Source organism: Enterobacter sp. CCUG 70166, from assembly GCF_020224095.1.
GTDB lineage: Bacteria > Pseudomonadota > Gammaproteobacteria > Enterobacterales > Enterobacteriaceae > Enterobacter > Enterobacter intestinihominis.
The window spans coordinates 1-19,565 of the sequence record NZ_NRIQ01000043.1; the positions used below are offsets into that span (position 1 = coordinate 1).

Annotated in this window: 20 protein-coding genes; 17 read left to right on the forward strand and 3 right to left on the reverse strand. The window is 57.0% G+C overall.

Translation table 11 applies throughout. From position 1 onward, the window contains the following. The first annotated feature begins 452 nt into the window (after window positions 1–452). Window positions 453–1,406 carry a nickel/cobalt transporter gene (locus CKK19_RS19225; RefSeq protein ID WP_045620942.1) on the forward strand — a complete coding sequence of 318 codons (954 nt, stop codon included), beginning with the start codon at window positions 453–455 and terminating at the stop codon, window positions 1,404–1,406. A gap of 32 nt (window positions 1,407–1,438) precedes the next feature. On the opposite strand, the gene proP is transcribed toward CKK19_RS19225, so the two are convergent. Then, window positions 1,439–2,941 carry a glycine betaine/L-proline transporter ProP gene (gene proP / locus CKK19_RS19230; RefSeq protein ID WP_022646793.1) on the reverse strand — a complete coding sequence of 501 codons (1,503 nt, stop codon included), beginning with the start codon at window positions 2,939–2,941 and terminating at the stop codon, window positions 1,439–1,441. Between the two features lie 646 nt (window positions 2,942–3,587). Here proP and kdgT point away from each other — a divergent pair. After that, complete coding sequence (gene kdgT / locus CKK19_RS19235; RefSeq protein WP_022646792.1) at window positions 3,588–4,580, forward strand: 2-keto-3-deoxygluconate transporter; 993 nt, start codon at window positions 3,588–3,590, stop codon at window positions 4,578–4,580. 33 nt (window positions 4,581–4,613) lie between these two features. On the opposite strand, the gene CKK19_RS19240 is transcribed toward kdgT, so the two are convergent. Together CKK19_RS19240 and crfC are read right to left on the reverse strand one after the other, a co-directional pair. Next, window positions 4,614–5,492 carry a diguanylate cyclase regulator RdcB family protein gene (locus CKK19_RS19240; RefSeq protein ID WP_022646791.1) on the reverse strand — a complete coding sequence of 293 codons (879 nt, stop codon included), beginning with the start codon at window positions 5,490–5,492 and terminating at the stop codon, window positions 4,614–4,616. After that, window positions 5,489–7,843: a clamp-binding protein CrfC gene (gene crfC / locus CKK19_RS19245; protein WP_063854256.1), complete on the reverse strand. Its 2,355-nt coding sequence runs from the start codon at window positions 7,841–7,843 to the stop codon at window positions 5,489–5,491. Before crfC ends, CKK19_RS19240 begins: the two co-directional genes overlap by 4 nt. 590 nt (window positions 7,844–8,433) lie before the next feature. Between crfC and CKK19_RS19250 the strand changes: the two genes are divergently transcribed. From CKK19_RS19250 to phnO, 15 genes are all read left to right on the forward strand, one after another. Further along, a complete protein-coding gene (locus CKK19_RS19250) occupies window positions 8,434–8,769 on the forward strand; it encodes a zinc ribbon domain-containing protein YjdM (RefSeq protein WP_022646789.1) in 336 nt (111 codons plus the stop codon). Window positions 8,770–8,849: 80 nt separating this feature from the next. Further along, window positions 8,850–9,281: a VOC family metalloprotein YjdN gene (yjdN, locus tag CKK19_RS19255; protein WP_022646788.1), complete on the forward strand. Its 432-nt coding sequence runs from the start codon at window positions 8,850–8,852 to the stop codon at window positions 9,279–9,281. Between the two features lie 173 nt (window positions 9,282–9,454). Next, a complete protein-coding gene (phnC, locus tag CKK19_RS19260) occupies window positions 9,455–10,243 on the forward strand; it encodes a phosphonate ABC transporter ATP-binding protein (protein WP_063854255.1) in 789 nt (262 codons plus the stop codon). Between the two features lie 23 nt (window positions 10,244–10,266). After that, entirely contained in the window at window positions 10,267–11,283 is a 1,017-nt protein-coding gene (gene phnD, locus CKK19_RS19265; RefSeq protein ID WP_022646786.1) for a phosphonate ABC transporter substrate-binding protein, read from the forward strand. Between the two features lie 115 nt (window positions 11,284–11,398). Continuing rightward, on the forward strand, window positions 11,399–12,178 hold the full coding sequence (gene phnE, locus CKK19_RS19270; RefSeq protein WP_021242916.1) for a phosphonate ABC transporter, permease protein PhnE: 780 nt from the start codon (window positions 11,399–11,401) through the stop codon (window positions 12,176–12,178). Between the two features lie 20 nt (window positions 12,179–12,198). Further along, window positions 12,199–12,924: a phosphonate metabolism transcriptional regulator PhnF gene (gene phnF / locus CKK19_RS19275; protein WP_023305279.1), complete on the forward strand. Its 726-nt coding sequence runs from the start codon at window positions 12,199–12,201 to the stop codon at window positions 12,922–12,924. Then, window positions 12,925–13,377, forward strand: coding sequence for a phosphonate C-P lyase system protein PhnG (gene phnG / locus CKK19_RS19280; RefSeq protein ID WP_023299115.1), 453 nt, complete (start codon window positions 12,925–12,927; stop codon window positions 13,375–13,377). Further along, on the forward strand, window positions 13,374–13,958 hold the full coding sequence (phnH, locus tag CKK19_RS19285) for a phosphonate C-P lyase system protein PhnH (protein WP_063854253.1): 585 nt from the start codon (window positions 13,374–13,376) through the stop codon (window positions 13,956–13,958). The genes phnG and phnH overlap by 4 nt, the downstream gene beginning before the upstream one ends. Further along, window positions 13,958–15,022, forward strand: coding sequence for a carbon-phosphorus lyase complex subunit PhnI (locus CKK19_RS19290; protein ID WP_022646782.1), 1,065 nt, complete (start codon window positions 13,958–13,960; stop codon window positions 15,020–15,022). The genes phnH and CKK19_RS19290 overlap by 1 nt, the downstream gene beginning before the upstream one ends. Next, window positions 15,015–15,860, forward strand: a complete 846-nt coding sequence (gene phnJ, locus CKK19_RS19295) for an alpha-D-ribose 1-methylphosphonate 5-phosphate C-P-lyase PhnJ (protein WP_063854252.1) — start codon at window positions 15,015–15,017, stop codon at window positions 15,858–15,860. Before CKK19_RS19290 ends, phnJ begins: the two co-directional genes overlap by 8 nt. Next, window positions 15,857–16,612, forward strand: coding sequence for a phosphonate C-P lyase system protein PhnK (phnK, locus tag CKK19_RS19300; RefSeq protein WP_003860225.1), 756 nt, complete (start codon window positions 15,857–15,859; stop codon window positions 16,610–16,612). Before phnJ ends, phnK begins: the two co-directional genes overlap by 4 nt. Before the next feature lie 156 nt (window positions 16,613–16,768). After that, complete coding sequence (gene phnL, locus CKK19_RS19305) at window positions 16,769–17,449, forward strand: phosphonate C-P lyase system protein PhnL (RefSeq protein WP_063854251.1); 681 nt, start codon at window positions 16,769–16,771, stop codon at window positions 17,447–17,449. After that, on the forward strand, window positions 17,446–18,582 hold the full coding sequence (gene phnM / locus CKK19_RS19310) for an alpha-D-ribose 1-methylphosphonate 5-triphosphate diphosphatase (protein WP_038415093.1): 1,137 nt from the start codon (window positions 17,446–17,448) through the stop codon (window positions 18,580–18,582). The genes phnL and phnM overlap by 4 nt, the downstream gene beginning before the upstream one ends. Next, window positions 18,579–19,130 (forward strand): ribose 1,5-bisphosphokinase, encoded by a 552-nt coding sequence (gene phnN, locus CKK19_RS19315; RefSeq protein WP_032621424.1) that lies wholly within the window; start codon window positions 18,579–18,581, stop codon window positions 19,128–19,130. Before phnM ends, phnN begins: the two co-directional genes overlap by 4 nt. Further along, window positions 19,123–19,557, forward strand: coding sequence for an aminoalkylphosphonate N-acetyltransferase (gene phnO, locus CKK19_RS19320; protein WP_022646777.1), 435 nt, complete (start codon window positions 19,123–19,125; stop codon window positions 19,555–19,557). Before phnN ends, phnO begins: the two co-directional genes overlap by 8 nt. Window positions 19,558–19,565 lie beyond the last annotated feature (8 nt).

A 19,565-nucleotide genomic window follows, 5' to 3' on the forward strand; every position in this document is an offset into this window, starting at 1 on the left:
ATGAATTACGTGTTCACTCGCTGAGACTTGGTATTCATTTAGTGTCCGAGGACATTAAGAATCCATGTCACTTTGAGTGCCCACACAGATTGTCTGATAAATTGTTAAAGAGCAGTTGCGACGCGCTTCAGCGCTCTGTCGCGAGGTGGCGTATATTACGCTTTCCTCTTTCAGAGTCAACCCGTTATTTCAGGATTTTTTCTCTTCAACCGACCGGGTAGTCTGTGAAGTGATTCACATCCGCCGTGTCGATGGAGGCGCATTATAGGGAGTTCCCGAGCGACCGCAACAGAAAAGTTGCAAAAAAATGACTGACTGCTGTATTCCCCAGCAAAACCCCGCCTTATACCCTTTTACGCACAGAGTTATCCACAATCCATTGACGATCCCGGTGCGATCCCGCTAATTGAACACTATACTAGCGGTAAATATTCCTCTCGCAGACCAACCTGATGACGACACAACGACTTCAACGTGACTGGCGTATCCCAACCGCCGGGCTCGCCGTGCTGGTGTTACTTATGGCAGGTTTCGCACTGCATACGCACTGGAATGCTTTTATTCAGTGGTGCCTCGCCGCTCAGATCACCCTGCACCGTTATCTGGTGATGTATTTACTGCAACTTAATAATCATCAGTACAGCGGTGGGCTGTGGTTGTTAACCGGTGCGTTTCTTTATGGTGTACTCCATGCCGTTGGACCAGGACACGGCAAATTTATCGTCGCCACGTATCTCAGCACCAATAAAGAGAGCCAGCTCGCGGCACGCGTCGTACCGTTTATCGGTAGCCTGATGCAGGGCGTCAGCGCGATCCTCTTTGTCTTTATCCTGGCGGTTGGATTGAACCTCGCATCAGGAGATATCAGTACCAGCCGTTGGTACGTCGAGAAAATCAGCGCCTTACTGATTGCCGCCTTCGGTGCGTTTATCATTTATCAGGCGCTCAGCAGCCTGCGTCCGCGCAAAATGGCGATTAGCGCCATCAAGCCGCATCATCAGCATAATGAACACTGTGGCTGCGGCCATCACGGCGTAGGGGTGGATCTGGCTAAAAGCGACTGGAAAACCCGTCTGGGCGTGGTGCTGGCCATTGGCGCACGCCCGTGCAGCGGAGCAATTATGATCCTGATGTTCTCGAATGCGCTCGGCATTATTAGCTGGGGAATTGCTGCTGTGATGACAATGTCGCTGGGCACGGCGCTGTCGATTATGGGGCTGTCGCTGGCAGTACGTTACGCGCGTGAACGCACAGTAGCCTGGTTTAGTGGCGGCACTTCCCTGAACTGGGTAATGCCGATGGTCAAAATAGCCGGAGGAGTTGTTCTGATATTGTTCGCAACTATCCTCTTCCTGACGGTGATCCCCGTCAGCGTCAGCGGCGACTATATCGCCGCAGGATGCTAATAAAAGAAAACCCGCCAGCGGCGGGTTTTTTATCACTCGTTAATTCGCGGATGCTGGTCAACCAGGCGAGAACGTTTTTTCTGAAGCTCTTCAATCTCTGCGTCAATATCTTCAATCTTCTGCTCTACGTTATCGTAGTGCTCGCGCAGGATCTCCTTCGCTTCCTGAATATCGGACGCCGCAGGCGTTGCCCCTTTCAGTGGACGGTTCGCCGTCTCCTTCATAGTAATACCGGTAATCAGGCCAATCACCGCAATAACCATCAGATAGTAAGCAGGCATCATCAGGTTCTGCGTGCTCTCCACCAGTGAAGCAGCAAGCGTCGGCGTCAGGCCCGCAATCAGAACGGAGATATTAAAGGCTGCCGCCAGCGCACTGTAGCGAATATGCGTCGGGAACATTGCCGGTAGCGTAGAAGCCATCACCCCGATAAAGCAGTTGAGGATCACCGCCAGCATCAGCAGACCGGCGAAAATCAGCCCCAGCACATTGCTGTTAATCAGAATAAAGGCCGGGATTGCCAGCGCGAACAGCGCGACGCTACCGAGAATAATGAATGGCTTACGGCCAAAGCGGTCGCTCAGCAGACCCATAATCGGCTGCACGAACAGCATGCCTACCATGATGGCGATAATAATCAGCACACCGTGGTCTTCCGAGTAGTGCAGGTTATGCGACAGATAGCTCGGCATGTATGTCAGCAGCATGTAATAGGTCACGTTGGTGGAAATCACCAGACCGATACAGGTCAGCAGGCTGCGCCAGTGTTTGGTCGCAATCTCCTTGAACGACACTTTCGGGCCATCCTGCAACCCTTCACGGTCGCCCTGCTCCAGCTTTTCAACGTGCTGCTGGAACGCAGGCGTCTCTTCCAGGGCGTGACGCAGGTAAAGACCGATGATGCCAAGCGGCAGCGCCAGGAAGAACGGAATACGCCAGCCCCAGTCGAGGAAGTTCTCTTCACCCACTACAGTTGAAATCAGAACCACAACTCCCGCGCCCATGACAAACCCGGCAATCGAACCAAAGTCGAGCCAGCTGCCCATAAAGCCGCGTTTTCGGTCCGGAGAATACTCGGCGACAAAAATCGATGCACCGGTATATTCGCCGCCAACGGAGAAGCCCTGCGCCATCTTACAGATCAACAGCAGGATCGGTGCCCATATACCAATGGTCGCATAGGACGGAATAAGGCCGATACAGAATGTACTTATCGACATGATGACAATAGTAATAGCCAGGATCTTCTGGCGACCATATTTATCACCCAGCATGCCGAAGAACAGGCCACCGAGAGGGCGAATAAGGAAGGGAACAGAGAACGTACCCAGCGCGGCAATCATCTGCAAGCTGGGATCGGCACCGGGGAAGAACACTTTACCAAGCGCATAGGCAACAAAGCCGTAGACACCAAAATCGAACCACTCCATCGCATTACCGAGCGAGGCCGCCGTAATCGCTTTGCGCAGTTTCGCATCATCAATAATGGTGACATCGCGCAGCGTGATGGGTTTTACTTTTTTCCTTCTAAGCATAGCTTTCCTCGTAGACTCAGCCCCGTCCGTTTCACAGCGCATTTGCAAGCTGTGAACCAGAGATCCGCTCCATGCGAATCTCCTTATTCAAGCGTAGCAGGTTTACTTACATTGACGTTTTACCTCAATACAACCGAACCTGTTGACGCCTGTCTGGGCAGTTAAAGACCTTTTTACCCTACCAGCGTTTATATATGTGATCAACTTCACATATATTTTTCCGGTTCGTAAGTTGGCTTCAGGTTTTGTCAATCCACGATAAATAAGGTCATTCTCACCCCCTTTATCAAGCACATCTTAACACCCGTTATTATTCCTCTTAAAACAAAAAACAATCACATTTCTTCACATCGAATTTACACAAAATTTAATTATTAACAGCGGGCATTCCTGTTTACATTCAATATGTGACGCAGATAACTAAAACAGTGTTTTATTTTCATTGAATCGCAATTCCAAAGATCGCATGATAAACCCGAACACAATATCCCAGCGGCTTTCAAATGAAGGAATGCTAAGCACCTGAATTTCGCTTTACAGCATAAGTAACGAATCGATTGGTCTTCAAAAAAGGCAATCATTTGAATTTGTTGATCTATTTTTTGAGATTTCCGCCAGCCACGCGGGCGAGATGTGAGGGTTAATGATGAAGATTAAAGCAACAATAGAACGCATCCCGGGCGGGATGATGCTGGTACCGCTGGTACTTGGCGCGATATTAAATACGCTGGCCCCGAATACCGGTGCTTATTTTGGCGGTTTTACAAAAGGTATGATCACTGGAACGGTGCCGATTCTGGCAGTCTGGTTCTTTTGCATCGGCGCATCTATTAATTTACGTGCAACTGGTACGGTATTACGTAAATCAGGGACGCTGGTCATTACTAAAATTGCGGTCGCCTGGGTCGTTGCCATGATCTGCGCGATGTTCATTCCGGAGAATGGCATACAGACCGGATTCTTCGCCGGATTATCCGTTCTGGCCATTGTTTCAGCAATGGATATGACCAACGGCGGTCTCTATGCCAGCCTGATGAATCAATATGGCACCAAAGAAGAATCAGGCGCGTTCGTGCTGATGTCCCTGGAGTCGGGTCCGCTGATGACCATGCTGATTCTGGGTTCTGCCGGCCTTGCCTCCTTTGAACCCCACCATTTTGTCGGGGCGATCCTGCCGTTCCTGATTGGTTTTGCGCTAGGCAACCTCGATCACGATCTGCGCGATTTCTTCAGCAAAGCCACCCCGGTACTGATCCCGTTCTTCGGCTTCGCGTTGGGCAATACCATCAATCTGAACGTGATTCTGGAAACCGGCCTGCTGGGTATTGTGCTGGGTGTTGCCGTCATCGTCATCACGGGTATTCCGCTAATTATTGCAGACCGCGTCATCGGGGGCGGTAACGGAACCGCAGGTGTGGCCGCCTCGTCGGCCGCAGGCGCTGCGGTAGCTAACCCGGTGATTATCGCCCAGATTAACCCGGCCTTTGAACCGGTGGCGGCTTCCGCCACGGCCCTGGTTGCCGCCAGCGTGATTGTGACGGCGATTCTGGTCCCGATCATCACGGCGCTGTACGCCAGACGTTTTGGACAGGTTCCGGAAACCCAGGCAGAGCCGAAAGCGGTAGAAATGCACCACTAAGCCATTCGCCCCCTCCTTAAAAAGAGGGGGCAATCACGCACTAAATATCTCTTCCACCATGCCATCCACCAGCCGTTTTGCCGAACAGAGTCTCGGCATACCCAGCGCGACCGTTTGCCAGCTCTGCGTCACTGACCAGCTCACCGGATGTTTATCCGCCTGACACCAGTCCCCCAGCCAGCCAAGCATATCTTTATAATCCATCAGACCAGGAGAAGCGGGCGTCGTCAGCCACTGATGGTAAAAATGCCGGGTGGTGGGAGAAGCATTAATCCCCTGTGCCAGATAGTTTGCGGCCATGCTGCGCAGGTTATCTTTCAGCATGGCCGCCACATCACTATTCGCCAGACGACAGGCATCGCCAAACGCGCCCCAGCGCAACTCTTCCAGCACGATAAAGCAGCGGCCAGCCAGCGACCAGCCGTCATACTGCCCGGCTCGCCAGCGGGTAAAAATTTGCTCGCTGTGCTCACCCGCCTGAACCGTAAGGCCACGCTGCGCGAGCGCTTTCTCTTTATAGGCGGCACGCTGGTTGAAATGTGCGGAGAGCGCCTCGTACTGTTGCAACAATCCGGAAGGTTGAGGGAGGCGTGGATTAACCTGCTGGCGCAGGGCTACCAGCTTGTCGGACATGCGGGTCAGCGCCAGGTGTCCGGGGTCGAGCATACCGGCCAGTTTCTCCGCCAGACCCAGCCGCAGTGCTGCATTTTCGTTGAGCATTCCCGCCATTGCCCATGGCCGCAACCGGGTCTGCGTAACGATCTCCTGCGTCAAACGCTCACGAAATTGCAGTTGCTGTGGCCCCAGGAGGGTGTGACGAGCAGCATCCGCCCCCTGGACCAAATCGACCATAAATTTTGGATGAATACACTCCAGCGTCCGCCCGGGACCGTCCAGTAGCTGTGTTGTCATGGTTGCTCTGCCGCGAATAAGGTTTGAATATCATCGCGTAACAGTCTGGTATCTTCCTGAATCCACGCCGCTGTGGTCATACTTTGCTTCAACAACTGGCTAAGCGCCCGGGTTGAATGCTCATTCTGCTGCCGCACGGCAAGGCTATCACGCAAGCTTTCCTGTAACCCGGTCAGGCACAACGAAAACTCTGCAAAAAACGTTGCCATACCTGCCGTAACAGAGACATCGACCTGCGCGGCCAAAGCTTTACGAATTTGATCGCAAAACTGATCGGTATGCTGCGTAAATTTGCCATGAAGCTGGGCGATATCGATGACATATCGGGTGCGCGTCTCCACATACGCTTCCCAGCCCCAGCCGGGATGATTGAGCCAGCGCGAGACGGTATTACGTACGCTGCCCGCCCCTGCAGGCTGACTGGCGGGAGGGGTGTCCTGCACAATGGCATCATTAAATAAGCCGCGCGTATTGAAGTTAAGCTGGTTTGCCTGAAACGCCGGAAAGCTAATCCGCGCCCGAAAGCCGGCATGACTGAGCTGTTCCTTAATTTGCATCTCGATGGGGCGCATCGCCTCATTCAACGATCGGGCGAGCGTAGACTCCAGCTGATCGAAGCGTAACGCCAGCTCCCGGCTAATTCTGCTCTGCGCATTCAGCAAAATCTGCTCGCATGACGATCGGATCTTGCTCAGGACAATCTGTGCCTGCCCTTCATCGTCAAGCACCAGCTGCTGGTTCTCATCCGTGTCGTCTGTACGCATGCTGGATGGCTCGCGCCCGGCTAAATCAAGAATTAACGGGCGGCTAAACATGTCGTCCAGCGCCTGGTGAAGTTCGCCTTTCTGACTAAGCAGAAATGCATCCGCTGCGTTGAGCGCCTCTTCAACTTCATGCTGGACCTCATCGCTCACTACGCTCTGCCGCTGACGCAGCATCGCCATGTCCTCTTCCAGGCGCTTAATATTCCGCTCCAGCTCATCAAAGGCGACCGTCAGTCCCTGATGGCGAAAATCCAGGTATTCTCTGGCATTTTGCGCATAGTTCAGCAGCTTATGCGATGCCGACCGAAGGGCGAACAGCGAGGCGTTGGCGTAAGCCGCGTAAATCAGCTTGCGGATGGGCTGTTCGAACAGCGAATCCTCCCACAGCAGATCCGCCGCATGGCGAATATGGTCACTATCGTCGAGATCGGCCGTACGCCAGCGGCGGCCCAGCGCGGCCTCGGCAAAATCCTGCACCCAACGCTGATCCTGATGATCGGGAAGCCGCCCATGGGTGTTCATCTCATAGCGGGCGCGGTTTGCCAGGTAGGCCCACATGGAAGAGACCGGATAAATTTGTCCCGGAGAAATATTCCCTTTCATCAGCGTGCCGGAAATCATCGCCCGTACCTGCTCTTCATCGTCGCTGTTACGATCTTTCTGATCGAATTTGTTGACCAGGGCGTAAAGCGGCACGGATTTCCCCGCCGCCGAAATTGCCTGCCGAACCTCGGCGTCGGAAATGGATTTAAGCTGGGTATAGTCCATCACCGCCAGCACGGCAGAGGCGCGCGCCAGCTGCTCGCTGAGCATTTTTTGCAGGTGCGGCTGACCGGCCTCGTTCGGCCCCGGCGTGTCGAGCAGCGTCAGTTGCCCCAGGTGCGCATCCAGACCGGCGAGGTGCACAAATTCCACCTCAATCACCGGAATATGTTCAATCGCGGCGTACTCAGAAAAAGGAAACTCCACGCCCAGCGCCTGAGAAAGCCGCACCAGATCGTTCAGGCTTTTCAGACAATGAAAGATGGGCTCCGCGCCCAGGTGATGTTTTCCGAACGCCTCACCTCTTTCGATGCGCTCCAGCAGCGTATTCATGTCCTTGTCGATTTCCAGACGCCGCGCCAGCTTGCCGCGATCTTTATCGCACAATTTCGTCTGCAACTGGGAAATCAGGGTATCAATGGGCGCAACGTGCAAAAAATGCAGCACCGGCTCCTTCTGGCCCGGCGTATGGCGGATCAGCGTGGGCAGCGCCGTCATCGGACGATTGCGGTTCGGCAGCACTTCCGTACCCACAATCGCATTAATGGTGGTCGATTTTCCCGCTTTCATGGTACCCACAATCGCCAGCACCATTTCGAGGCGGGTTATTTTGCGTAATTCGTTATTCAGCAACGCCTGCTGAGCGTCGACACCCCGCGCGCTAAAATGTAATGGCAAAACGTTGTTATTAACGCCGCTTATGGCAGCGGCTGTGCTATCCAGCTTTGCAATCGGCATTGATTTTAATGAATCAAGATTGTTCAGAGCCAGCTGTAACAAACGTTCGGCTTCCTGGCTTAATTCAAATATGGTCTGTGTGTGCATGATAAAAGCCTTCCCTTAACGCAAATTTATTACTTTTATTAAGCCACGTTTTTTAATTATACTGTTCAGGCTTATATGATCACGTATGGAAAACATGTTCATTTAATACAAATAACTGAAGATAATGAGAATTTAAATCTCACCCTTCTAATACGTGTAAAACATCCCTCTGGTCAGAAGACCAAAAGTAAATAGACAAAACGCATTTTCAGGAAACATCAGGAGATATCATCGTTATTTACCCACCAAAAAAGAGAGGTATTCCCTGACACCAAAAGATGTATAGCATCAGAAAGGATAGATAAATAACGGCTTGTTCCTTCACCTTATCCGAAATGGCACAGCGTAGCAATTTGCTGTAATAAAATATTCGATATATTTATCATCATAACGATCACTGCCGTGCAGGGCATAAGCTTCCCTTAATTCACTGACAGTTCGTGTCATCTTTTACGCATTTTTGCGCTATTTTTCTAAAACAATATCACCGACAAAAGTGGGGATTTGCGTTATACTCGCTGCCTTTTTCGGCACACTGCCGTCATTTAGCTGGCGTTTTCCAGCGTGTTAACACTTTTGAGGATACCAACATGCAACTTCCACACTGCCCGAAATGCAATTCTGAATACACCTATGAAGACAATGGCATGTTCGTTTGCCCGGAATGCGCCCATGAATGGAACGATGCGGAGCCTGCGCAGGACAGCGATACGCTGATTGTGAAAGACGCGAACGGCAACCTGCTGTCAGACGGCGACAGCGTTACCGTTGTGAAAGATCTGAAGGTAAAAGGCAGTTCTTCCATGCTGAAGATTGGTACCAAAGTGAAAAACATCCGTCTTGTTGAAGGCGATCATAATATCGATTGCAAAATTGACGGCTTCGGTCCGATGAAACTGAAATCTGAGTTCGTGAAAAAGAACTGATTGACCCGCCCGGTGACGCTTCGCTTACCGGGCGTCCGGGAACTACACTTAACGGGCTTTTCTTACGTGAGGTAAAGATTATGCCGTTAAGTCCCTACATCTCTTTCGCCGGCAACTGTGCGGAGGCCACCGCCTTCTATCAGCAGGCCGTCGGCGCAGAACTCCTCTACAAAATCACCTTCGGCGAAATGCCTAAAGACGAAAACAGCGAAGAAGGCTGTCCGTCCGGCATGAACTTCCCGGATACCGCCATCGCCCACTCTAACGTCCGCATCGCGGGCAGCGACATTATGATGAGCGACGGGATACCGCCTGGCAGCAGCGCGCAATACGCGGGTTTCACACTGGTGCTCGACACCCAGGATGTGTCGGAAGGCAAGCGCTGGTTCGACAACCTCGCCGATGGCGGCAATATTGAAATGGCCTGGCAGGAGACCTTCTGGGCGCACGGATTCGGCACTGTGACCGACAAATACGGCGTGCCGTGGATGATTAACGTCGTTAAATCGTAGGCTGGATAAGCGCAGCGCATCCGGCAACAGCGTCCGGTGGCGCTGCGCTGACCGGGCCTACGGTGATTGTCATCAAATCCCCCTCAACTCTTCAAACTCCCGCAACCAACACTTAACCTGAATGTCATATTGATGCGCCAGCATGAGGCCACATTTATCGTGAGGCCCAGCACATGCAAACTGTCATTCGCGTCGAGAAACTGAGCAAAACCTTCCATCACAACAAGGCGCTGCATGCCGTTGATCTGACCGTCCAGCAGGGCGAAATGGTGGCGCTGCTGGGGCCATCCGGTTCAGGAAAATCCACCCTTCTTCGTCACTTAAGCGGCCTCATTACCTGTGACAAAACGCCGGAAAGCCGCGTCGAGCTGCTGGGTAACACCGTGCAACATGCGGGGCGTCTGGCGAGCGATATTCGCAAAAGCCGCGCGCAGACGGGCTATATCTTTCAGCAGTTCAACCTGGTGAACCGCCTGACGGTGCTCGAGAACGTGCTGATTGGCGCGCTCGGCAGCACCCCGTTCTGGCGCACCTGCCTGCGCTGGTTCTCCCCTTCCCAGAAACAAGAAGCCTTACAGGCGCTGACCCGCGTCGGCATGGCGCATTTTGCCTACCAGCGCGTCTCAACGCTCTCCGGCGGACAGCAGCAGCGCGTCGCCATCGCCCGCGCCCTGATGCAGAAAGCCAAAATCATTCTGGCCGATGAGCCTATCGCCTCGCTGGATCCGGAATCGGCCCGCATCGTGATGGAAACCCTGCGCGACATCAACCAGAACGACGGCATCACCGTGGTGGTGACGCTGCATCAGGTGGATTACGCCCTGCGCTACTGCGAGCGCATCGTCGCCCTGCGTCAGGGCCACGTGTTCTTCGATGGCGCCAGCCATCAGTTTGATAACGAACGTTTTGATCATCTCTACCGCAGCGTAAACCGCGTCGAAGAACGCGCGCAGGCTGCTTAACGCCCCGATAACGAGGAATGGAAATGAACTACAAAGCCGTTGCCGCGCTGGCCTTCACCAGCATGTTCAGCATCAGCACCCTGTTAAGCCCGGCCTGGGCAGAGGAACAGGAAAAAGCGTTGAACTTTGGCATCATTTCAACGGAATCACAGCAAAACCTGAAGCCGCAGTGGGAACCGTTCCTGAAAGATATGGAAACCAAACTGGGGATCAAAGTGAACGCCTTCTTCGCCCCGGACTACGCGGGCATTATCCAGGGAATGCGCTTCAACAAAGTCGACATCGCGTGGTACGGCAACCTCTCTGCCATGGAAGCGGTAGATCGCGCCAACGGCCAGGTCTTTGCCCAGACCGTTGCAGCAGACGGCTCCCCGGGCTACTGGAGCGTGCTGATCGTTAACAAAGACAGCCCGATCAACAACCTCAACGATATGCTCGCCAAACGCAAAGAGCTGACCTTTGGTAACGGCGACCCGAATTCTACGTCCGGCTTCCTCGTCCCGGGTTACTACGTCTTCGCGAAAAACAACATCTCCGCCAGCGACTTCAAGCGCACGGTCAACGCCAGCCACGAAACCAACGCCCTGGCCGTAGCGAACAAACAGGTAGACGTTGCCACCAACAACACTGAAAACCTCGACAAGCTGAAGACCTCCGCGCCGGACAAGCTGAAAGCGCTGAAGGTGATCTGGAAATCGCCATTGATCCCGGGCGACCCGATTGTGTGGCGTAAAAACCTCTCCGAAAGCACCAAAGACAAGGTCTACGACTTCTTTATGAACTACGGCAAAACGCCGGAAGAGAAAGCGGTGCTGGCGCACCTGGGCTGGGCACCGTTCCGCGCGTCCAGCGATTTGCAGCTGGTGCCGATTCGCCAGCTGGCGCTGTTTAAACAGATGCAGGGCGTGAAGGACAACAAAGGTCTGAAGGAAGAAGAGAAGACCAGCAAAGTGTCGGAAATTCAGGCGCAGCTGGACGATCTCGACCGCCTGACCGCCGCGCTCGGCGCGATGACCAGCGTGAATAAAGCGGTGCAGTAACTCAAGTCCCCTCTCCCTTGAGGGAGAGGGTTAGGGTGAGGGGGAAAGGCGCACGCTGATGCCCTCACCCCGGCCCTCTCCCACAGGGAGAGGGAGAACAGATTAAGGAGCCAACATGCAAACCATCACCCTCCCGCCGCCAAAGCGCAGCTGGTTCTCGCTCATAAGCTGGGCCATCCTGCTGGCGGTGCTGGTTATCTCCTGGAAGGGCGCGGAAATGGATCCGCTGCTGCTCTTCAAAGACGCGGGCAATATGGCGACCTTCGCCGCCGACTTCTTCCCGCCGGACTTCAGCCAGTGGCAGGACTACCTCAGTGAAATGGCGGTCACCCTGCAAATCGCCGTCTGGGGCACCGCGCTGGCCGTTATTCTCTCCATTCCGTTTGGCCTGATGAGCGCTGAAAACATCGTGCCGTGGTGGATATACCAGCCCATGCGCCGCCTGATGGACGCCTGTCGTGCGATCAACGAAATGGTCTTTGCGATGCTGTTCGTGGTCGCCGTCGGCCTCGGTCCGTTCGCGGGCGTCATGGCGCTGTTCATTCACACCACCGGCGTGCTCTCCAAGCTGCTTTCCGAGGCGGTTGAAGCCATCGAGCCCGGCCCGGTGGAAGGCATCCGCGCAACCGGCGCGAACAAAATCGAAGAGATCCTCTACGGCGTCCTGCCGCAGGTCATGCCGCTGCTCATCTCCTATTCGCTATACCGCTTCGAGTCCAACGTTCGCTCCGCCACCGTGGTCGGCATGGTGGGCGCAGGCGGTATTGGCGTCACCCTGTGGGAAGCGATTCGCGGTTTCCAGTTCCAGCAAACCTGCGCATTGATGGTGCTTATCATCGTCACCGTCAGCCTGCTGGATTTCCTCTCTCAACGCTTGCGTAAGCACTTCATCTGAGAAGCGAGGCTTTGATTGGTATGCACTTATCCAGACATCCGACCAGTTACCCTACCCGCTGGCAAGAGATTGCGGCAAAGCTCGAAGTGGAGCTGCGCACGCACTATCGGTGCGGCGACTACCTGCCTGCCGAGCAGCAGCTTGCCGACCGCTACGAAGTGAATCGCCACACCCTGCGTCGCGCCATCGATCAGCTGGTGGAACGCGGCTGGGTCCAGCGTCGTCAGGGCGTCGGCGTGCTGGTGCTGATGCGTCCGTTTGACTACCCGCTCAATGCTCAGGCGCGTTTTAGCCAGAACCTGCTCGATCAGGGCAGCCACCCCACCAGCGAAAAGCTGCTGTCTGTCCTGCGCCCGGCCTCCCGCCACGTAGCGGACGCGCTGGGGATTCAGGAGGGCGACAACGTCGTTCACCTGCGCACGTTGCGCCGGGTGAACGGCGTGGCGGTCTGTCAGATCGACCACTACTTCGCGGACCTCTCCCTCTGGCCCGTGCTGCAACATTTCGCCAGCGGTTCCCTGCATGATTTTCTTCAGGAGGCGACGGGTATCGCGCTCAAACGCACCCAGACGCGCATCAGCGCCCGCCGCGCGCAGTCTAAAGAGAGCAAGGTGCTGGAGATCCCCAACATGGCCCCGCTGCTCTGCGTGCGCACCCTCAACCACCGTGACGGCGACGTCAACGCAACGGAATACTCCGTCAGCCTGACCCGCGCCGACATGATTGAATTTACCATGGAGCACTGAATGCACTTCGACACCTCCACTCGTCAGCGCTGGATGCGCGTGCTGGCCCACAGCCAGCCTGCTGCGCTGGCTGCCCGCATGAACGCGCTCGGCCTGACGCCGGACTACGACACGATCCGCGCGCCGGAGATCGGCCTGGTGCAGATCCAGGCACGCATGGGCGGCACCGGCGAGCGCTTCTTCGCCGGCGATGCCACCCTCACCCGCGCGGTGATCCGCCTGAGCAGCGGCACGCTGGGCTACGGCTACGTACTTGGACGCGACAAAACGCACGCCGAGCGCTGCGCGGTTATCGACGCGCTTTTACAGGAACAGCCGCATTTTCAGACCTTAATGGAAACCCTTATTGCCCCGCTGGAAGCTGACCGCGCCGCACGCCTTGCCGCGCGTCAGGCCGAAGTGAATACCAGCCGGGTCGACTTCTTTACGCTCGTTCGCGGAGACAACGCATGACGCTTCAACCTGCCTTTACCCTGGCCGTCCAGGATGCCCAACAGAGTTTCCGTCGCCTGCTGAAAGGCATGAGCGAGCCCGGCGTGATCGTCTCGCTGCACCAGCTTTCGCAGGGCTGGCTGCCGTTGAATCTCGCCTCTACCAGCGTGCTGCTGACGCTGGCGGACAACGACACGCCGGTATGGCTGTCAGGGGCATTGCTGAACGATATCGCCAGCCAGAACCTGCGCTTTCATACCAACGCGCCGCTGGTCGAGCAGCCCCAGCAGGCGGTCTTCGCCGTGGCAGACGAGCAAATCAGCCACGAGCAGCTTAACGCCCTGAGCGAAGGCAGCGCCGTCGCACCGGAAACTAGCGCCACGCTGATCCTGCAAGTCTCCAGCCTGAGCGGTGGTCGCATGCTTCGCCTGACGGGTGCAGGCATCGCCGACGAGCGGATGGTCGCCCCCCAGCTGCCGGAGTGCATCATCCATGAGCTGACCGAGCGTCCGCATCCGTTCCCGCTCGGCATTGACCTGCTCCTGACCTGCGGCGAGCGCCTGTTGGCGATCCCGCGAACTACCCACGTGGAGGTGTGCTGATGTACGTTGCCGTCAAAGGGGGCGAGAAGGCGATCGCCGCCGCCCATGCCTTGCAGGCGCACAGACGCCGGGGGGATGACGCTCTTCCCGAGCTGAGCGTCGCCCAGATTGAACAGCAGTTAAACCTGGCCGTCGACCGCGTGATGACCGAAGGCGGCATCGCGGACCGTGAGCTGGCGGCACTGGCGCTGAAACAGGCCAGCGGCGATAACGTGGAAGCCATCTTCCTGCTGCGCGCTTACCGCACAACGCTTGCGAAGCTGGCGGTGAGCGAGCCGGTAAATACGGCGGAAATGCGTTTAGAGCGCCGTATTTCTGCGGTGTATAAAGATATTCCTGGCGGCCAGCTGCTTGGCCCCACCTACGACTACACCCATCGTCTGATGGACTTCGCTCTGCTGGCAAACGGTGAAACACCGCAGCTCAGCGCCTCTGATGCTGAACAAGACGCCTCCCCGCACGTCTTTAGCCTGCTGGCAAACCAGGGGCTGGCGAAGGCGGAAGAAGACACCGGCAGCACACCGGATGACATCACCCGCACGCCGCCGGTCTATCCCTGTTCGCGCTCGTCCCGTCTGCAACAGCTGATGCGCGGCGACGAAGGGTATCTGCTGGCGCTGGCCTACTCCACGCAGCGCGGCTACGGGCGCAACCACCCGTTCGCGGCAGAGATCCGCAGCGGCTATCTCGATGTCGAAATTGTGCCAGAAGAGCTGGGGTTTGCGGTGAACATCGGCGAACTGCTGATGACCGAGTGCGAAATGGTCAACGGTTTTGTCGCGCCAGAAAATGAAGATCCACACTTTACCCGCGGCTACGGGCTGGTGTATGGCCTGAGCGAGCGCAAGGCGATGGCGATGGCGCTGGTTGACCGTGCGCTCCAGGCGCCGGACTACGGCGAGCATATTGCAGGCCCGGCACAGGACGAAGAGTTCGTGCTGGCCCACGCGGATAACGTTGAGGCCGCGGGCTTTGTCTCGCACCTCAAGCTGCCGCACTACGTCGATTTCCAGGCCGAACTGGAACTGCTGAAACGCCTGCAACGGGAGCGCGCCAATGGCTAACTTAAGCGGCTACAACTTTGCCTATCTGGACGAGCAAACTAAACGCATGATCCGCCGCGCCATCCTTAAAGCTGTGGCGATCCCCGGCTACCAGGTGCCGTTCGGCGGCCGCGAAATGCCGATGCCCTACGGCTGGGGCACCGGCGGTATTCAAATCACCGCCAGCGTGATTGGCGAAGCGGACGTGCTGAAGGTCATCGACCAGGGGGCAGACGACACCACCAATGCCGTGTCGATCCGCAACTTCTTCAGGCGCGTAACGGGCGTCAACACCACTGAAAAAACCGAAGACGCGACGCTGATCCAGACCCGTCACCGCATTCCGGAGACCCCGCTGATTGAAGATCAGATTTTGATTTTCCAGGTGCCGATCCCGGAGCCGCTGCGCTTTATCGAGCCGCGGGAAACCGAAACCCGCACCATGCACGCCCTGGAAGAGTACGGGATCATGCAGGTCAAACTGTATGAGGACATCGCCCGCTTCGGCCATATCGCCACCACCTACGCCTACCCGGTGAAGGTGAACGGCCGCTACGTGATGGACCCGTCGCCGATCCCGAAATTCGATAACCCGAAGATGGACATGATGCCCGCCCTGCAACTTTTTGGTGCCGGACGTGAAAAACGCATCTACGCCGTACCGCCGTTTACCCGCGTAGAGAGCCTGGATTTCGACGATCACCCGTTTACGGTGCAGGAGTGGGACGAGCCGTGCGCCATCTGCGGATCCAAACACAGCTATCTGGATGAAGTGGTGCTGGACGACACGGGCAAACGGATGTTTGTCTGCTCCGACACCGATTACTGCCGCCAACAGAGCGAGGCGAACAGCCAATGAAACCGCTGCTTTCGGTTAACAACCTGACTCACCTTTATGCGCCGGGCAAAGGCTTTAGCGACGTGTCGTTTGAGCTGTGGCCGGGCGAAGTGCTGGGCATCGTCGGCGAGTCCGGCTCCGGTAAAACCACCCTGCTGAAGTCCATCTCCGCGCGCCTGACGCCGCAGAATGGCGACATTTTGTATGAGGGCGTGTCGCTGTACGGCATGAGCGAAGCCGAGCGCCGCCGCCTGCTGCGCACCGAGTGGGGCGTGGTGCATCAGCACCCGATGGACGGCCTGCGCCGTCAGGTGTCAGCGGGGGGCAACATCGGTGAACGGCTGATGGCCACCGGCGCACGCCACTACGGCAATATCCGCGCCACGGCGCAGCACTGGCTGGAGGAAGTTGAAATCCCCGCCTCGCGCATCGACGACCTGCCGACCACCTTCTCCGGCGGCATGCAGCAGCGTTTACAGATTGCCCGCAATCTCGTCACCCATCCGAAGCTGGTGTTTATGGACGAACCGACCGGCGGGCTGGACGTATCCGTGCAGGCTCGCCTGCTCGACCTGCTGCGCGGCCTGGTGGTGGAGCTGAACCTGGCGGTGGTGATTGTCACCCATGATTTAGGCGTCGCGCGCCTGCTGGCGGACCGTCTTCTGGTGATGAAGCAGGGTCAGGTGGTGGAAAGTGGGCTGACCGACCGGGTGCTCGACGATCCCCATCATCCGTACACCCAGCTGCTGGTGTCGTCCGTATTGCAGAATTGAGGGCGCTGTTGCCGGGTGGCGCTGCGCTTACCCGGCCTACGAACAGCGCACCTGTAGGCCGGGTAAGGCGAAGCCACCACCCGGCAAAACGAACACCGCACCCGTAGGCCGGGTAAGGCGAAGCCGCCACCCGGCAAAACGAATCGCGAGGCAAAAATGATCCACGTTGAAAATGTCAGTAAAACCTTTGTGCTCCACCAGCAAAACGGTGTCCGCCTGCCGGTACTGCAAAATGCCTCATTAGAGGTCAGCAACGGCGAATGCATGGTGCTGCATGGCCATTCCGGCAGCGGAAAATCCACCCTGCTGCGCTCCCTGTATGCCAACTACCTGCCGGACGAAGGCCATATTCATATCCGCCATAACAATGAATGGGTCGATCTGGTCCAGGCTCCCGCGCGCAAGGTGCTGGAAGTACGCCGCTCGACGATCGGCTGGGTCAGTCAGTTCCTGCGGGTGATCCCGCGGATCTCTGCCCTGGACGTGGTCATGCAGCCCCTGCTGGATCTCGGCGTGCCGCGCGAAACCTGCGCCGCTAAAGCCGCCAGCCTGCTGACGCGTCTCAACGTACCGGAGCGTCTGTGGCACCTCGCCCCGTCGACCTTTTCCGGCGGCGAACAGCAGCGCGTGAACATCGCCCGCGGCTTTATCGTCGATTACCCGATTTTACTCCTGGATGAACCCACCGCCTCGCTCGACAGTAAAAACAGCGCAGCGGTGATGGAACTGATCGAACAGGCCAAAGCGCGCGGCGCGGCGATCGTCGGGATCTTCCACGACGACGCCGTACGCCATCGCGTGGCGGACAGACTGCACCCGATGGGGACAAACGTATGATTATCAATAACGTCAGGCTGGTACTGGAAAATGAGGTCGTGAACGGCTCGGTTGAGGTCCGGGACGGTGTCATCCGCGCCTTTGCTGAAACCCAGAGCCGCTCACCGGACGCGATGGATGGCGAAGGCGGTTGGCTGCTGCCGGGGCTGATTGAGCTGCATACCGATAATCTTGATAAATTTTTCACGCCCCGCCCGAAGGTCGACTGGCCCGCGCATTCAGCGATGAGCAGCCACGACGCGCTGATGGTCGCCAGCGGCATCACCACGGTGCTGGACGCGGTGGCGATCGGCGACGTGCGCGACGGCGGCGATCGGCTGGAGAACCTGGAGAAGATGATCAATGCCGTGGAGGAGACGCAAAAGCGCGGCCTCAACCGCGCCGAGCACCGCCTGCACCTGCGCTGCGAGCTGCCGCACCACACTACCCTGCCGCTGTTTGAAAAGCTGGTGGGCCGCGAGCCGGTCTCGCTGGTTTCCCTGATGGATCACTCGCCGGGGCAGCGCCAGTTCGCCAACATTGAAAAGTATCGCGAATACTATCAGGGCAAATACGCGCTCAATGATGCCGAGATGGCGCGCTATGAAGAAGAGCAGCTCCAGCTTGCGGCGCGGTGGTCGCAGCCGAATCGTCTCTCCATTGCCGCGATGTGCCGTGACCGTAATATTGCCCTGGCCAGCCATGATGACGCCACGCACGATCATGTCCGCGAATCCCACCAGCTTGGGAGCGTGATCGCCGAATTTCCCACCACGTTCGAGGCGGCAGAGGCATCGCGTAAGCATGGCATGAACGTGCTAATGGGTGCGCCGAACATCGTGCGCGGCGGATCACACTCCGGCAACGTGGCGGCAAGCAAGCTCGCCTCCCTCGGCCTGCTGGATATCCTCTCATCTGACTATTACCCCGCCAGCCTGCTGGACGCGGCCTTCCGCGTCGCGGACGACGAAGGCAATAGCTTCACGCTGCCGCAGGCAATTCGTCTGGTGACGAAAAACCCGGCCTCGGCGCTTAATCTTCACGATCGCGGGGAAATTGCCGAGGGGAAACGGGCCGATCTGGTGCTGGCGCACCGTAAGGGCGAGCACATTCATATCGACCACGTCTGGCGTCAGGGAAAAAGGGTGTTCTGATGGGAAGACTCATCTGGTTAATGGGCCCGTCCGGCTCCGGGAAGGACAGCCTGCTGTCGGCGTTACGGCAGCGGGAACACTCACAGCTGCTGGTGGCGCACCGCTATATCACGCGCGATGCCAACGCCGGAAGCGAAAACCATATCGCCCTGAGCGAGCAGGAGTTTTTTACCCGCGCCGGACAAAACCTGCTGGCGCTAAGCTGGCATGCCAACGGTTACTACTATGGCGTCGGCATTGAGATTGACCTCTGGCTGCACGCGGGGTTCGACGTGCTGGTTAACGGCTCACGGGCGCATCTCCCGCAGGCTCGCGCCCGGTACGAAGCGGCGCTGCTCCCGGTCTGTTTGCAGGTTTCCCCGGAGGTTCTGCGTAGCCGGCTGCAAAAGCGGGGGCGCGAAAACGCACGCGAGATCGACCAGCGGCTGGAACGGGCGGCGCGCTACACCCCGTCGGGTTGCCATCTCCTCAATAACGACGGAAGTTTGCTACAGTCAGTCGAGACCTTTCTATCGCTTATTCGCCAGAAGGAGAAACAGCATGCCTGACTGCCAGCTTCGCCCCGCCACCGCCGACGATGCGCCGATCGTTTACGCTCTGATCTGCGAACTTAAGCAGGCCGAGTTCGATCATCAGGCGTTTCACGCCGGGTATCTGGCCAACTTGCAGGATCACAATATGCGCTACCAGCTGGCCGAGCTGGACGGGAAGATCATCGGGATGATCGGCCTGCACATGCAGTTTCACCTGCACCACGCCCGCTGGATCGGCGAGATCCAGGAGCTGGTGGTGATGCCGCAGGCGCGCGGATTGAAAGTGGGCAGCCAGCTGCTGGCCTGGGCAGAGGAGATCGCACGCCAGGCAGGCGCCGAGCTGACCGAGCTTTCCACCAGCGTGAAGCGCGTGGACGCGCACCGTTTTTATGTACGTGAAGGGTATACGCAAAGCCATTTCCGCTTCACCAAACCGCTGTAGAGGTGCGT